Annotated in this window: 13 protein-coding genes; 7 read left to right on the forward strand and 6 right to left on the reverse strand. The window is 71.7% G+C overall.

Annotated elements, in window-relative coordinates; genetic code table 11:
• Window positions 1-54: 54 nt before the first annotated feature.
• Window positions 55-756 (forward strand): TetR/AcrR family transcriptional regulator, encoded by a 702-nt coding sequence (locus O3X23_RS05780; protein WP_269270029.1) that lies wholly within the window; start codon window positions 55-57, stop codon window positions 754-756.
• Between the two features lie 38 nt (window positions 757-794).
• On the forward strand, window positions 795-1,403 hold the full coding sequence (locus tag O3X23_RS05785; RefSeq protein WP_269270030.1) for a histidine phosphatase family protein: 609 nt from the start codon (window positions 795-797) through the stop codon (window positions 1,401-1,403).
• Between the two features lie 58 nt (window positions 1,404-1,461).
• Here O3X23_RS05785 and O3X23_RS05790 read toward each other — a convergent pair whose 3' ends face one another.
• Window positions 1,462-2,763: a tetratricopeptide repeat protein gene (locus O3X23_RS05790; protein ID WP_269270031.1), complete on the reverse strand. Its 1,302-nt coding sequence runs from the start codon at window positions 2,761-2,763 to the stop codon at window positions 1,462-1,464.
• Between the two features lie 210 nt (window positions 2,764-2,973).
• Between O3X23_RS05790 and O3X23_RS05795 the strand changes: the two genes are divergently transcribed.
• Window positions 2,974-3,375, forward strand: a complete 402-nt coding sequence (locus O3X23_RS05795; protein ID WP_443047777.1) for a hypothetical protein — start codon at window positions 2,974-2,976, stop codon at window positions 3,373-3,375.
• A gap of 25 nt (window positions 3,376-3,400) precedes the next feature.
• The gene (locus O3X23_RS05800; protein ID WP_269270032.1) at window positions 3,401-4,267 is read left to right on the forward strand and encodes a spermidine synthase; all 867 of its coding nucleotides are present in this window, start codon (window positions 3,401-3,403) and stop codon (window positions 4,265-4,267) included.
• Window positions 4,268-4,282: 15 nt separating this feature from the next.
• Here the strand turns inward: O3X23_RS05800 and O3X23_RS05805 are convergent, their stop codons facing one another.
• On the reverse strand, window positions 4,283-4,822 hold the full coding sequence (locus O3X23_RS05805) for a hypothetical protein (protein WP_269270033.1): 540 nt from the start codon (window positions 4,820-4,822) through the stop codon (window positions 4,283-4,285).
• 180 nt (window positions 4,823-5,002) lie between these two features.
• Between O3X23_RS05805 and O3X23_RS05810 the strand changes: the two genes are divergently transcribed.
• From O3X23_RS05810 to O3X23_RS05820, 3 genes are all read left to right on the forward strand, one after another.
• Window positions 5,003-5,692: a response regulator transcription factor gene (locus O3X23_RS05810; RefSeq protein WP_269270034.1), complete on the forward strand. Its 690-nt coding sequence runs from the start codon at window positions 5,003-5,005 to the stop codon at window positions 5,690-5,692.
• Window positions 5,689-7,083, forward strand: a complete 1,395-nt coding sequence (locus tag O3X23_RS05815; RefSeq protein WP_269270035.1) for a sensor histidine kinase — start codon at window positions 5,689-5,691, stop codon at window positions 7,081-7,083. The genes O3X23_RS05810 and O3X23_RS05815 overlap by 4 nt, the downstream gene beginning before the upstream one ends.
• 125 nt (window positions 7,084-7,208) lie before the next feature.
• Entirely contained in the window at window positions 7,209-8,687 is a 1,479-nt protein-coding gene (locus O3X23_RS05820; protein ID WP_269270036.1) for a cellulose binding domain-containing protein, read from the forward strand.
• A 120-nt stretch (window positions 8,688-8,807) separates the two neighbouring features.
• On the opposite strand, the gene O3X23_RS05825 is transcribed toward O3X23_RS05820, so the two are convergent.
• From O3X23_RS05825 to O3X23_RS05840, 4 genes are all read right to left on the reverse strand, one after another.
• Entirely contained in the window at window positions 8,808-10,265 is a 1,458-nt protein-coding gene (locus tag O3X23_RS05825; protein ID WP_269270037.1) for a GH1 family beta-glucosidase, read from the reverse strand.
• Window positions 10,266-10,319: 54 nt separating this feature from the next.
• Window positions 10,320-11,237 carry a carbohydrate ABC transporter permease gene (locus O3X23_RS05830; protein ID WP_269270038.1) on the reverse strand — a complete coding sequence of 306 codons (918 nt, stop codon included), beginning with the start codon at window positions 11,235-11,237 and terminating at the stop codon, window positions 10,320-10,322.
• A gap of 3 nt (window positions 11,238-11,240) precedes the next feature.
• Complete coding sequence (locus O3X23_RS05835; protein WP_269270039.1) at window positions 11,241-12,251, reverse strand: carbohydrate ABC transporter permease; 1,011 nt, start codon at window positions 12,249-12,251, stop codon at window positions 11,241-11,243.
• A gap of 144 nt (window positions 12,252-12,395) precedes the next feature.
• Window positions 12,396-13,736: an ABC transporter substrate-binding protein gene (locus O3X23_RS05840; RefSeq protein ID WP_269270040.1), complete on the reverse strand. Its 1,341-nt coding sequence runs from the start codon at window positions 13,734-13,736 to the stop codon at window positions 12,396-12,398.
• Window positions 13,737-13,991 lie beyond the last annotated feature (255 nt).

Consider the following 13,991-nt stretch of genomic DNA (forward strand, 5'->3'; position numbering starts at 1 on the left):
AAGACGCCAGGGGCACCCTCCCAGGTTGCTCCCCGTGAGAAGTTAGAGAATGGCATGACCGTCACCCAGCCGGCCCGCTCCCCCCGGCGCCGCGCTCCCCGAAACACGCTCAATCCGGACAGAATCCTCGACGCGGCGGTCACACTTCTCGACCGTGACGGCGCCGAGGCGTTCACCATGCGCGCTCTCGCCGCGCAGCTCGGCGTCGGCACGATGGCCGTCTACTCGCACTTCCGGAGCAAGGAGGAGATCAGCGACGCCGTCGCCCAGCGGCTCCTCGGAGAAGTCGAGCTGCCCGCCGCGGGTGAGGTCGACGGTGACGCCCGCGAGCAACTGCGTGAGGTATGTCGCAGTGTCTTCCGGCTCTTCGCCGAACACCCGTCGGCCCTGCAGCTCCTCACCACCCGGCCGATGCGCGGCGACGAGGCCATCGCCGTCATCGACCGCATGCTCGGCCTGCTGCGCGCCGCCGGCCTCGACCGGGTCGACGCCGCGCGCGCCCACGTCGCCCTCATGCAGTACACGGTCGGGTCCGCGCTGTGGAACGTCCGGCGGGACCGCGCCCTGTGCGAGGACGGGCTGCGCGAGCGGGTGCGCGCCCGGCTCGCCGACCTCCCCGCCGACCGCTACCCCGCGCTCACCGAGCTCGTCCCCGAGCTCGCCATCGCCCAGGACGCGGGAATGGCCCAGTACGAACTCGGGCTCGACGGACTGCTGACCGGCCTCATCGGCCGGGGCGCCCGGAGTGCGCGATGATGGCGTGATCTCCATTACGTGATGAAAGGTCCCTCCGCATGGCTCCGCGCATCCTTCTGGTCCGTCACGGCCAGACGGAGTGGTCCCTCTCCGGCCGCCACACCGGCCGTACCGACATCCCCCTCACCGAGGAGGGCCGCCGTACCGCGCGGCTGCTCGCCGACCGGCTGAGCGGCGCGCCCTGGGGCGGGCTGCCGGGCGTCGAGGTCCGCACCAGCCCGCTCGTCCGGGCGAGCGAGACCTGCGAGCTCACCGGCTTCGGCGGCCGCGCCACCGCGTGGGACGCGCTGATGGAGTGGGACTACGGCGACTACGAAGGGCTCACCCCCGACGGCATCGCGGAGCGCGAACGCGCGGCGGGCCGGCCCGGGTGGAACATCTGGCGGGACGGGATCGTGGGCGGGGAAGCGCTCGCCGCGGTCGCGGCGCGGGCGGACGAGGTGGTGGCGTGGGCCCGGTCGGCCGACCGCGACGTACTCGTCTTCGCCCACGGGCACTTCCTGCGGACACTGGGCGCCCGCTGGCTGGGCCTGGACCCCTCGTTCGGCGCGTCGATCCGCCTGGACCCGGCGTCGCTGTCGATCCTGGGCTGGGCTTACGGCGAACCGGCGATGGAACGCTGGAACGACACCGGTCATCTCGGGTGACGTTGCGGGGTCGGTGACCGGGCCCTCCGGGCCGGGGCCGGATCCCGGCCCGGAGGCGCTACCTCTGGCGGTTCATGAACTCGGCGACCGCCGCTGTCCGGTGGTGGGGGCGGAGGCGGGTGGCTGTGGTGCCGAGGAGGGCTCTCACCCGGGAGGACTGGACGCGGCCGAGGAGGTCGAGGACGCGGGAGCCTGCGGCGGCCGCCTCGTCCGGGCGGTTGCCGGCGGCGAGGTTCGCCGACAGCTCGGCACCGTAGAGGGCGATGTTGCGGGTGAAGTGCGGGTCCTGGAGGCTGACCGCGCGCCGCGCGGAGTCCGCCGCGCGGCGGTGGTCCCCGAGGGCGGACCAGGACTGGGCCTCCAGGCCCGCGAGTTCGGCCTCGCCGAAGAACGTCATCCACTGCGGGTCGGCGTCGGACGGGCCGCGGCCGAAGAGGGACTGGGCGCGCGACAGCGCGCGCTCGCAGCCGACGCGGTCACCGAGCCCCGCCCGGCCGTTCGCTTCGCGCAGGGCGAGCAGCGACAGCAGCCGGGGCGACGCCAGGCGCTTGGCGGCGGCCTGGGCCGCCTGGGCGGCCCGGACCGCCTCGTGCGGCCGGCCCGCGTCACGGGCGAGGAAGGCGGTGTTGCAGAACGCGTGCGCCTCCAGGGCCGCGTCGCCCGACACCCGGGCCGTCGCCAGGGCCTCGGCATAGTAGGAGCGGGCGTCGCCGAACCGGCCGGAGTCGTGGGCCAGCCATCCGACGGAGACGGCGAGTTCGCCCGCCCCGGCGTACAGGCCGTCGGCCACGGACTGGCTGTAGGCGCCCTCGTCGAGCAGTCGGCAGGCGGTGCGCAGCGCCTGGCCGGCCTGCTCGAACAGGCCGTCCCCGCCGTGCCGGTCGTCGTGCAGCCGGATGTGCCGGACGGCGTCCTCCACGGCCTGGACGTCGTTGACACCGACCCGGCGCGGGTCGGACGCCAGGGCGGTCGCGATGACGACGGGGCCGCCGGTCATGAACACGCGACGCAGCACGTCGCTCTCCTCGAACTCGGATTCATACGTCTCTTGCGGTGGCGCGCCGCCGCGTCTGCCCCGCACCGCCTCGCGGGGGGCGAAGCCCAGGTCCCCCAGCGAACGGCCGGGGAACATGTGGCGGAACACCCGCTCGTAGGCGTAGTTGGGGCACCGGATCTCCCCGGCCTCCACCCGCCCGATGTACCGGGCGTCGCAGCTGACCTGCTCGCCGATCTCGCGGGCGGAACGGCGTACCGCCGCCGCGAACTCGTTGGGGGAGCGGTCTCCGCGCAACTGCCGGAAGGCCGCGTTGGCCATGGTGGCGGGACGGGCTGGATCGGGGCTGGAGGACGGTGAAGCCATGGCGGACTCCTGGTGCGGACGGCGCGACGACCGTACCGGCTGTCATGGTCCGGATACCGAGAGTTTGCCTACAAAACGGATATCTCACCCTGGATCTGCCATGAAATGCCACCCCTTGCGGTGTTAGGTGGCCGTAGCTGTTGACGCGGAGGCGCGTTGTACCCCTCATAAGGGCGGTGCTGCGTCCGCCCGCGAGGAGGGTTCCCCTTGTTGCACACCGATCGGCACGAACCGAGTCCGGAGCAGAGCGAACTGCCGCCGTCGACGCCGCCCTGCGATCTCGTCACCGTCCCGACCCAGCAGGGCCTGGAAGCCGTCGACATCCTGCGGCTGCGCACCCGCGTGGGGCCGGTGCTGCACGACGACGCGGGGGACGGCATCGGCTTCCTGGTGCCGCAGGGCACCGCCGACGGCTGGGACCTGCCCGGCAGTTCGTGTACGCGGAGCAACGGGCGCGGCTTCTCCATCGGCGCGGAGCCGTCGGTGGCCGGTTCCGGCTGGCTGGTGCCGCCGGACAGCGGGCCCGACCGGCTCACCGCCACCGACCCGGCCGTACTGCGGGCGGCGCTCGGCGAGGCGGCCCGCACGATCAGGCTGGCCGGCGGCGTCTGATCGACCGCTGACCGATACTGGTCGGGTGGCGGGCAAGAAGCAGGGCGGAAGAGCACAGGCGAGGGAAGCGGTCGGCGCCGCGGTCGGCGGCGGGCAGGCCGAGCTGGTCCCGGACCGGGAGCGGCCGCGCGGCTGGACGCTGCTCATCGACGGTGCCCCGCAGTCGCACGTCGATCTCGACGACCCGTCGTACCTGGACTTCTCGTACCAGCGCAGGATCGGCCACATCATCGACCTGGTAGCGCCCCCGGGGCGCCCGCTGCAGGTGCTCCACCTGGGCGGCGGCGCGCTCACCCTGGCCCGGTACACCGCCGCGACCCGGCCGCGCTCCACGCAGCAGGCCGTCGAGCTCGACGGTCCACTCGTCGAGCTGGTCCGCCGTGAGCTGCCGTGGGACAGGACCTGGCGGATCAAGGTACGCGGCGGCGACGCGCGGGCCGGGCTCGGCAAGGTCCCGGACGGCTGGGCCGACCTGGTCATCGCCGACGTCTTCGGCGGTGCCCGCACCCCCGCACATCTGACCAGTGCCGAGTTCCTGCACGAGGTCAGGCGCGCGCTGTGCCCCGGCGGCTTCTACACGGCCAACCTCGCCGACGGCGGCGCGCTCGGCTTCCTGCGCGCCCAGATCGCCACCGCGCGGTCCGCCTTCGCCGAGGTCTGTGTGTCCGCCGACCCGGCCGTGCTGCGCGGCCGCCGCTTCGGCAACGCCATCCTGCTCGCCGCCGACGTCGAGCTGCCGCTCGCCGAGCTGACCCGGCGGGTCGCCTCCGATCCGCATCCCGGCCGCGTCGAACACGGCCGCCCGCTGGCCGACTTCGCCGGCGGCGCCGTCCCGGTCACCGACGCGACGGCGGCACCGTCACCGGCCCCGCCGGAGTCGGTCTTCCGCTGACGCGTGCGCAGCGGGTCAGGCCTTGTACATCTCCACCATCGGCGGGTGGCCGTTCCAGGTGCAGAAGACCGACGAGGTGGCGGCGCCCCCGGTGAAGTCCACCCGGATCCACTCGTCCAGCTTCCAGACCTTCATCTCCCAGCCCGAGTCGGGAGTCGCCGAGACGAGGGTGGCCGAGGACGGCCCGAGGTCCAGCACGACGCGGCCGCCGGTGACCTTGTAACTGTGCACATTGCCCGTGGTGTTGCTGGTGGAGGCGTCGTGCGAGGCGCCGGGGGGCCGCACCGGCGGCGTGGACGACGCCTTCGTCGCGGGCTTGGTGGTGGGCGGGGCGGTCGGCGAGGGCGACTTCGTGGACGGCGTCGGCTTCGGCCGGTGCGTGGAGGAGGCCACCGGCTGCGCCGAGGAGCCGGCGACGGCGTCGGAGACCGGGAGCGCGCGCGGCGGATCGTAGGCGGTACCGGTGAGCACGGAGTGCACCCCGAACCACGACATCGTCACCGCGGCGGAGGTCGCGAGCGTCCAGGCCCCGGCGTGAAGCAATCCTCGTTGCATCGGCACATCCTGCCGTACGCCCGTCCGGGCCGGGCCTTCGGCGCCCGGAACCTGTCCTGGCGTGCGCGAATACGTTCGAACGCGGGTGGGGCGGTCGGAGGAGCTGCTAAGGGGTGCGGCCGCGGAGGCGTAAGCGGACCGACCCGTACCGCGTCCCCCGAATGGGCTACCGTGCGGGCCATGGCAAGTGTGCTCGTGGTCGAGGACGACCAGTTCGTGCGCTCCGCCCTCATCCGGCACCTCACCGAGGCGGCCCACACCGTACGCAGTGTGGGCACGGCTCTGGAGGCGCTGCGCGAGGTGGCGCAGGTCGGTTTCGATGTCGTGATCCTGGATCTCGGCCTCCCCGACCTGGACGGGTCGGAGGCGCTGAAGATGCTGCGCGGGATCACCGACGTCCCGGTGATCATCGCCACCGCCCGTGACGACGAGGCGGAGGTGGTCAGGCTGCTCAACGCGGGCGCCGACGACTATCTCGTCAAGCCGTTCTCGGTCGAGCACCTGTCCGCCCGGATGTCCGCCGTGCTGCGCCGGGCACGCGGCCGGGAGGCCGCGCCCGACGAGACCGCGCTGCTCGCGGTCGGCGGGCTGCGGATCGACGTGCGCAGGCGGCGGGCGGAGCTCGACGGGGTGACGCTGGACCTGACCCGCCGCGAGTTCGACCTGCTGGCCTTCCTCGCGGCGCGCCCCGGCGTCGTCGTGGCGCGCCGGGAACTGCTCGCCGAGGTGTGGCAGCAGTCCTACGGCGACGACCAGACGATCGACGTCCATCTGTCCTGGCTCCGTCGCAAACTGGGCGAAACCGCTGCCCGGCCGCGGTATCTGCACACGCTGCGCGGTGTCGGGGTGAAGCTGGAGCCACCCGCATGAGGTGGCTGCTCGTCAAGGTGTGCCTGGCGGTGACCGCGATGGTCGTCGTCGCGTTCGCCGTCCCGCTGGGACTGGTGGTCAAGGAGCTGGCCCGCGACCGGGCCTTCTCCAACGCCGAACGGCAGGCCGCCGCGATCGGCCCCGCGCTGGCCATCACCACCGACCGCGTCCAGCTGGAACGGGCGCTCGCGTCCACCCAGGCCGGCGCGGACGGCCGGATGGCGCTGCGGGTGCCGGCCACCGCCGGCTCCGCCCCGGTGGAGATCGGGAAGCACCGCTCCTCCAACGCCGCGATGGACGCCGCGTCCAGCCGCGGCCGGGCCTCCACCGTCGGGGTCCGCGGCGGATACGCGCTGCTGCAGCCGAACGCGGTCAGCTCGGGCACGGTCGCAGTCGTCGAGGTCTACGTGCCGGACAGCGACATCACCCGCGGCGTCGCCACCGCGTGGATGGTGCTGGCGGCGGTCGGCATCGGGCTGATCGTCGGCTCGGTGGCCATCGCCGACCGGCTCGGCACCCGGATGGTGCGGCCGGCCGGCCGACTGGCGAACGCGGCGAACGCGCTGGGCCGCGGCGACCTCGGTGTACGGGTCTCGGAGGCCGGGCCGTCGGAACTGCGCTCGGTGGCGGTCGCGTTCAACGCCATGGCCGACCAGGTCGTCCAACTGCTCGCCAACGAGCGCGAGCTGGCCGCCGACCTCTCGCACCGGCTGCGCACCCCGCTCACCGTGCTCCGGCTCAACGCCGCCTCGCTCGGCAACGGGCCCGTCGCCGAGCAGACCCGCGAGGCCGTCGCACAGTTGGAGCGCGAGGTCGACACGATCATCCGCACCGCGCGCGAACAGCAGATCACCGCACCGGTCGTGGCCGGCTGCGACGCTGCCGAGGTGATCCGTGAGCGCATGGCGTTCTGGTCCGCCCTCGCGGAGGACCAGGGGCGCGAGGCGCGCACCGCGGGCGTGGACCGGCCGGTCCGGGTGCCGGTGGCGCGCGGCGAGCTGGCCGCCGCGCTCGACGCCATGCTCGGCAACGTCTTCCGGCACACCCCGGAGGGCGCCGCGTTCTCCGTGGACATGCACAACGGCGAGGACGCCGTGATCGTGCTGGTCTCCGACGCCGGGACCGGCATCAAGGACCCCGCGGCCGCGCTGCGCCGCGGTCAGGGCGACGGCGGGCCGGGCTCCACGGGTCTGGGACTCGACATCGTGCGCCGGGTCGCCGAGTCCACCGGCGGCGACATCGCCATCGGCCACTCCGTGCTCGGCGGCACCGAGGTCCGGGTCTGGCTGGCGCTGCGTCCCGGCTCCGGCGACTCCGGCCGGGGTCACCGTGTGGCACGCCGCCGTCGCAGATCGGGACAGAAGTCCCGTGCCAGTGGTCTGAACCATTAACCCGCTCCGATCCCTCCCTTAAGGGCGCCATAAGAACCCCAACCCCCGCTGTGGTCAGGGCTTTTGTCCGTTCCGCCCGCGCTAGCGTCGTGCCGCACCCCGCCCCCCACGAAAGGCAGGCCGGTATGGCCAGCACGCACCGCCGTCGACCCGGGCTCAAGACCAAAGCGATCGGTGGCCTCGTCGCCGTGGGAGTCGTGGCGGGAGGCGCCTTCGCGCTGGCCGGATCAGCGAGTGCCGCTCCGGTCGGCGCCGCCTACACCAAGACGAGCGGCTGGACCGGCGGCTACACCGGCCAGTACGAGATCACCAACTCCTCGGACAAGGCGCTCGCCGGCTGGACCCTCTCGTTCGACCTGCCGGCCGGCACCACGCTGAGCTCGCTGTGGAACGGCAAGTTCACCGCGAACGGCCAGCACGTCACCGTGAAGCCGGAGAGCTGGAACGGCACCGTGGCGCCGGGCGCGAAGGTGAACGTCGGGTTCGTGGCGGCGTCCGGCGGCACCGCGGCCGACCCCGTCAACTGCCTGATCAACGACGCCAAGTGTTCGGTGGACAGCGGCCCGACCGCCACCCCGAGCGGCCGGCCGACCGTGACCGCGAGCCCGACCGCGACGCCGTCCCCGACGAGGACCGCGACGCCGACGCCCACGAAGACCAGCACGCCGACCCCCACGCCCACCAAGACCGGCGGCACCACCACCCCGGTCGCCGGCGCGGGCTTCTCGCCGTACATCGACACCTCGCTGTACCCGGCCTACGACATGGTCGGCACCGCGAAGAGCACCGGCGTCAAGCAGTACAACCTCGCCTTCATCACCTCCGGCGGCGGCTGCACCCCCAAGTGGGGCGGCGTGACGGAGCTCGGCGCCGACTCGGTGGCCGGCCAGATAGGCGCGCTGCGGGCAGCCGGCGGCGACGTCCGCGTCTCGTTCGGCGGCGCGTCCGGCACCGAGCTGGGCACGGCCTGCTCGTCGGTCGCCGATCTGACGGCCGCCTACGGCAAGGCCGTCGACCAGTTCAAGCTGACCAAGGTCGACTTCGACATCGAGGGCGGCGCGCTGCCGGACACCGCGTCCAACAGCCGTCGCGCGCAGGCCATCGCCGCGCTCCAGAAGAGCCACAGCGGCCTCGACGTCTCGTACACGCTCCCCGCGATGCCGACCGGTCTGACGCAGGACGGCATCAACCTGCTGGCCAACGCCAAGAAGAACGGCGTGAACATCTCGACGGTCAACATCATGGCGATGGACTACGGACCCGCGTTCAACGGCGACATGGGCCAGTACGCGATCGACGGCGCCACCGCTACGCAGGCGCAGGTCAAGAGCGTGCTCGGACTGTCCGACGCGGCCGCCTGGAAGGCGGTGGCGGTCACCCCGATGATCGGTGTGAACGACGTCAACACCGAGATCTTCACGGTCGACGACGCGACGCAGCTGGTGAACTTCGCGAAGTCCAAGGGCCTGGGCTGGCTGTCGATGTGGTCCTCGACCCGTGACAAGCAGTGCCCCGGCGGCGCGAAGAACTACGCCGACGCGAGCTGCAGCTCGATCGTCCAGGGCGACCTGGCCTTCACGAAGGCGTTCGGCGCCTTCGGCTGACCTGCCCCGACCTGATCGCGCACGCCCACAGCGGCCCACCGGCGGAGCCTCCCGCCGGTGGGCCGCTGCCGTGCGAGGGGTCGCGACAGCACCCTCGAACCGCCGCACCCCCCGCGTCCGTTACGGAGCGTCGGGCTCCGTGATCTCACCCGTGCGGGCGACCTGGGCGTACCAGTGGGCGCTGGACTTCGGGATCCGCGTCTGGGTGGCGTAGTCCACGTACACCGCGCCGAACCGCTTGCTGTAGCCGTAGGACCATTCGAAGTTGTCCATCAGCGACCACAGGAAGTAGCCGCGGACATCGGCGCCGTCCGCGATCGCGCGGTGCACGGCGGCGAGGTGGCCGCGCAGGTAGTCGATCCGCCGGGGGTCGTTGACCGTGCCCTCGGGGGAGACGTAGTCGTCGAAGGCGGCGCCGTTCTCAGTGACCATCAGCGGCAGGCCGGGGTTCTCCTCGGCCATGCGCCGCAGCAGGTCGTACAGCCCGCTGGCGTCGACCGCCCAGCTCATCGCCGTGGTCTCGCCGGGCGGGAGGTGGAAGGCGACCTGCTCGGAGCCGGGCCACGGGGAGTGCGCGCTGGCGCCGTGGCCGTCGAAGCGGGTGGCGTCGGCCCCGTCCTGCACGGGCAGCGGGCCCGAGACGACCGTCGGCGTGTAGTAGTTGATGCCCAGCAGGTCGATGGGGCGGGAGATCTCGGCGAGGTCGCCGTCGTGGACCAGCGCCTGCCAGTCCACGAGGTGCGCGGTGTCCTCGAGCAGGTCCGCCGGGTACCCGCCGTGCAGGATCGGCCCGGTGAAGACCCGGTTGCCGACGGCGTCGATCCGGCGCGCGGCGTCCAGCGCCGCGGGCGACTGGTCGAGCGGGCGCACCTGGTGGAGATTGAGGGTGATCGAGGTCTGCGCGGTAGCGGGGAGTATGGAGCGCAGAGCCCCGATCGCCCGGCCATGGGCGAGATTGAGATGGTGGGCCGCCTTCAGGGCGGCGTCGGGCTCGGTACGGCCGGGTGCGTGCACCCCGGAGCCGTAGCCCAGGAACGCCGAGCACCACGGCTCGTTGAGGGTGGTCCAGTACGGGACGCGGTCGCCGAGGGCGCTCGCCATGATCGCGGCGTACTCGGCGAACCGCTCGGCGGTGTCGCGCACGGTCCAGCCGCCGACCTCCTCCAGATCCTGCGGCAGGTCCCAGTGGTAGAGGGTCGCGACCGGGGTGATCCCCTTGTCGAGCAGCTCGTCGGCGAGCGCGCGGTAGAAGTCCAGGCCGCGCTGGACGGCGGGCCCCCGGCCGGTGGGCTGGACCCGCGACCAGGAGACGGAGAAGCGGTAGGCGCCCAGGCCGAGGTCGGACATCAGGGCGACGTCGTCACGGAACCGGTGGTAGTGGTCGGCCGCGATGTCACCGGTGTCGCCGTTGTGGACCCGGCCCGGGGTGTGGCTGAAGGTGTCCCAGATGGAGGGCGTGCGGCCGTCTTCGGCCACGGCACCCTCGATCTGGTAGGCGGCGGTGGCCGCGCCCCAGACGAAGCCGGGCGGAAAGCGGAGCAGACCGGTGGATGCGGTCTCGGGACGGACAGCGGTCATACGGGGGCACTCCAAAGGATGAGTGTGGGGAGGGGCGGTGGGCCGGCGGGAGGGTCAGCTCTTGACCGCGCCGGCGGTGATGCCGCCCACGATGTGTTTGCCGAGCAGGGCGAAGACCAGCAGCAGCGGCACGGTCGCGATCAGCGCACCGGTCAGCACGACCGCGTGGTCGATGGTGTGGTCGCCGGAACCCAGTCCGGCCAGCGCCACCTGCACGGTGGGGTTCTGTTGGTTCAGTGCGATGAACGGCCAGAAGAAGTCGTTCCAGGACTGGACGAAGACCAGCATCCCCAGCACCGCCATGGCCGGCCGGGCGATCGGGAAGACCACGTGCCAGACGATCCGCAGGCTGTGCGCCCCGTCCACCCGGGCCGCCTCGATCAGCTCGATCGGCAGGGCCTCGGCGAGGAACTGCCGCATGAAGAACACCCCGAAGGCCGCCACCAGCGACGGCAGGATGACCGACTGCAGTTGGCCCACCCACCCCAGATCGGTGATGATCTGGTAGAGCGGAATCACGCTGAGCTGCGGCGGGATCGTCATCGTCGCGACGACGAGGGTCAGCAGCCCGTTGCGGCCCCGGAAGCGCAGCTTCGCGAAGGCGAAGCCGGCCAGCGTGGCGAACAGCACCGTGCTGAGCGAGACGAACCCGGCCACGATGGTGGAGTTGATCAGCGCCTGGCCCATGTGGACCTGGTCCCAGGCGATCTTCAGGTTGTCGATCAGATGGCTGCCGGGCAGCAGCTCGGTCGGCGGCTGCACGATCTCGGTGTCGGTGCTGGAGGCCGCGACGATCGTCCAGTACAGCGGGAAGAGCGAGACCAGCGCGGCGAAGACCAGGACCGCGTACGTGACGGGCCCCGCGTGGTCCTGCCGTCCGGCACGGGCCCGGAAGCGCCGCCGTTTGGGCGGGGGAGCGGCGGAACCGGGCCCCGCCCGGCGCGCGCTGCGGTCGGCGACTGCGTGTGCCATGGGTCAGCCCCCCAGCTTCCTGCGGTTCACCCGCGTGATGATCAGTTGGATGGCACCCACGAGCAGGAGGATCAGGAGCATGACCCACGCGACGGCCGACGCCTGTCCGAGCGCCCCGTTCTGCCAGCCCTTCTCGTACATGTAGAGGCTGAGCGTCTGGTACTGGTGCGCCGATCCGCCGCTGACGCCCAGACCGCCGCCGAACAGCATCGGTTCGCCGAACAGCTGGGTCGCCCCGATCGTCGAGACGATGATCGTGAACAGGATCGTGGGACGGATCGAGGGGATGGTGATGTTGATGAACTGCCGCCAGCGCGAGGCCCCGTCGAGCGCGGCCGCCTCGTACAGATCGCCCGGCACGGCCTGCATCGCCGCGAGGTAGATCAGCGCGTTGTACCCCGTCCAGCGCCAGGTGACGATCGTCGAGATGGCGATCTGGGACGGCCACTTGTCGGCCTCCCACTGGATGTGGTCCACCCCGAAGTGGCTCAGCAGCTGGTTGACCATCCCGTAGTCCGGGTTGAAGAGCTGCACGAAGACCAGCGAGGCCGCCGCGATCGACGTCGCGTACGGGGCCAGCACCGCCACCCGGAAGAACCCGCGCCCCCGGAGCTTGTAGTTCAGGAGATGGGCCAGGCCCAGCGCCATCAGCAGCTGCGGGACGGTGGAGATCACCCCCAGCGAGAACGTGTTGCGCAGCGCGTTCCAGAAGAACTCGCTGTCCCACAGCCGGGTGTAGTTGTCGAAGCCGCGCCACTGCGCGGAGCCGCCCAGTTCGACCTGGTGGAACGAGAGCCAGCCCGTGTAGATCAGCGGGAAGAGCCCGAAGGCGGCGAAGCAGATGAAGAAGGGGGCGATGTACGCGTACGGCGTCGCCTTGAGGTCCAGGCGGTACAGCCGCGAGCGCCAGGAGGGGCCGGCGGGGGAGCCGGGAGTGCCCGGCGGTGCGGAGGCGGGGACGGGCCGGGCCGGCGGCGGACTGCCGTCGGCCGACGCCCTGACGGAGGTGGCCACGAGTGGCGTCCTTCCCGGTCGGGTCGATCGGTCGGTCTCGGTGGATCGGGGCCGGTCCCGGTCGGGACCGTCGGCCACGACCGGATCAGCGTCGTGAAGGCGGGCCGCCCGGCAGGAGTGGTCACTGCCGGGCGGCCCGGCCGGCTACTGGTCGATCTTGTCCTTGACCAACGCCTGCACGTTGGACCACGCCTTGTCCTTGGACGTGCCGTGCTGCTCGATGTCGAGGATCCCGTTGTCGGTGATGTAGGTCTTCACCTGGCCGTCGTAGCGGCCGATCGGGGCCGGGGTGACGCCCTTGGCGGTCGCCGTGTACACCTTGCCGACCGGCGCGGTGCCGAAGTACGGGTTGGTCGCGCCCGTCACGGTCGGCGAGTCGAGGCCTGCCTTGGTGGACGGGATGTTGCCGTTCTTGGCGAACACCTTCGCCTGCTGCTCGGCCGCGGTCAGCCAGGCGGCCAGCGCGGTCGCCTCGGCGGTGTGCTTGCCCGCCTTGGGAACGGACAGGAAGGCACCGCCCCAGTTACCGGCCTCGGGCGCGGCGGCGATGTCCCACTTGGCCGCGTTGGCCGGGCCGCCCTGCTCCTTGATGATGCCGGTCATCCAGCTCGGGCAGGCGATCGTGGCGAACTTGGAGTTCTTGAACGCCGCGTTCCAGGTGCCCTTGTCGTCGAACTGCCGCAGCTTGCCGCTCAGGCCCTGCTGCGCCGCTTCCACGGCCAGGTCCCAGGCCTTCTTCACACCCGGGCTGCTGTCGTAGATCAGCTTGCCCTGATCGTCGGAGTACTGCTGCGCCTGGCTGGAGACCACGGCGTTGAAGACACCGCTGGCGGAGTCGGTGAAGGACACCCCGGCCGGGGCCTTGGCCTTGAACTGCTTCCCGACCGCTATGTACTTGGTCCAGTCGCCCGCCCACAGCGCGGCGACGGCCTCGCGGTCGGCCGGCAGACCGGCCTGCTGAAACAGGTCCTTGCGGTAGCAGACCGCCATCGGGCCGACGTCGGTGCCGAGCCCGATCACCTGACCGCTCTTCGTGGTGGCCTGCTTCTCCTTCCAGTCCAGCCACTTGGTGGTGTCGACCCCGTTGGCCTTGCCGAGGTCGATGAACTTGTCGCCCAGCGTGGCGGTCGCCTCGGCGATGAAGCCGACCTCGATCGCCTGGATGTCGGCCAGGCCGCTGCCCTGGGACAGGTGCAGCTTGAGCGCGTCCCAGTACTTCTGGCCGTCGGCGACGTTGTCCTCGACGATCGTGATGTTCGGGTGCAGCTTGTGGTACTCCGAGAACAGGGCCGCGCCCGTCTTGTCGTCGTAGCCGAACGAGCCGAAGTCGCCGACGTGCAGCGTGATGTTCTCGGTGCCCGCGTTCTCCTTCTTGCCCGAGTCCGAGTCGCTGCTGCAACCGGTGATCAGGGTCGCGCAGGCCGCGAGCCCCGCGACCGCGATCAGGGCGGTTCTGCGGGCACGAGTGCCGCTGGAAGTGCGCATTCCACTCTCCTTGTCCAGGGTGGTTCTGGCGTTCGATCTGACGTTCGTGTGACGACGAGATTGTGGGAGCGCTCCCACGTGGGCTTGCCGGAACATTCGTGCCTCAGGGGGTGAAGTGTCAAGAGATGAAGTCCATTTCGTTGCCGGAACGTGTCCGGGCCGGACCTTCGATCACTTCTTGAACGAAAGGGGCGCGGTATGGCCGCTATCGTGAGGAATCGTGGGAGCGCTCTCACGGGCAGTGCGTCGGAGCGC

The sequence above is a fragment of the Streptomyces sp. H39-S7 genome, from assembly GCF_027158205.1.
Classification (GTDB): Bacteria; Actinomycetota; Actinomycetes; order Streptomycetales; family Streptomycetaceae; genus Actinacidiphila.

Excerpts from the sequence above, each read along its gene's own strand:
- O3X23_RS05780 (WP_269270029.1), top strand. The coding sequence starts at position 55 with ATGACCGTCACCCAGCCGGCCCGCTCCCCCCGGCGCCGCGCTCCCCGA.
- O3X23_RS05785 (WP_269270030.1), top strand. The coding sequence starts at position 795 with ATGGCTCCGCGCATCCTTCTGGTCCGTCACGGCCAGACGGAGTGGTCC.
- O3X23_RS05790 (WP_269270031.1), bottom strand. The coding sequence starts at position 2,763 with ATGGCTTCACCGTCCTCCAGCCCCGATCCAGCCCGTCCCGCCACCATG.
- O3X23_RS05805 (WP_269270033.1), bottom strand. The coding sequence starts at position 4,822 with ATGCAACGAGGATTGCTTCACGCCGGGGCCTGGACGCTCGCGACCTCC.
- O3X23_RS05810 (WP_269270034.1), top strand. The coding sequence starts at position 5,003 with ATGGCAAGTGTGCTCGTGGTCGAGGACGACCAGTTCGTGCGCTCCGCC.
- O3X23_RS05815 (WP_269270035.1), top strand. The coding sequence starts at position 5,689 with ATGAGGTGGCTGCTCGTCAAGGTGTGCCTGGCGGTGACCGCGATGGTC.
- O3X23_RS05820 (WP_269270036.1), top strand. The coding sequence starts at position 7,209 with ATGGCCAGCACGCACCGCCGTCGACCCGGGCTCAAGACCAAAGCGATC.
- O3X23_RS05825 (WP_269270037.1), bottom strand. The coding sequence starts at position 10,265 with ATGACCGCTGTCCGTCCCGAGACCGCATCCACCGGTCTGCTCCGCTTT.
- O3X23_RS05830 (WP_269270038.1), bottom strand. The coding sequence starts at position 11,237 with ATGGCACACGCAGTCGCCGACCGCAGCGCGCGCCGGGCGGGGCCCGGT.
- O3X23_RS05840 (WP_269270040.1), bottom strand. The coding sequence starts at position 13,736 with ATGCGCACTTCCAGCGGCACTCGTGCCCGCAGAACCGCCCTGATCGCG.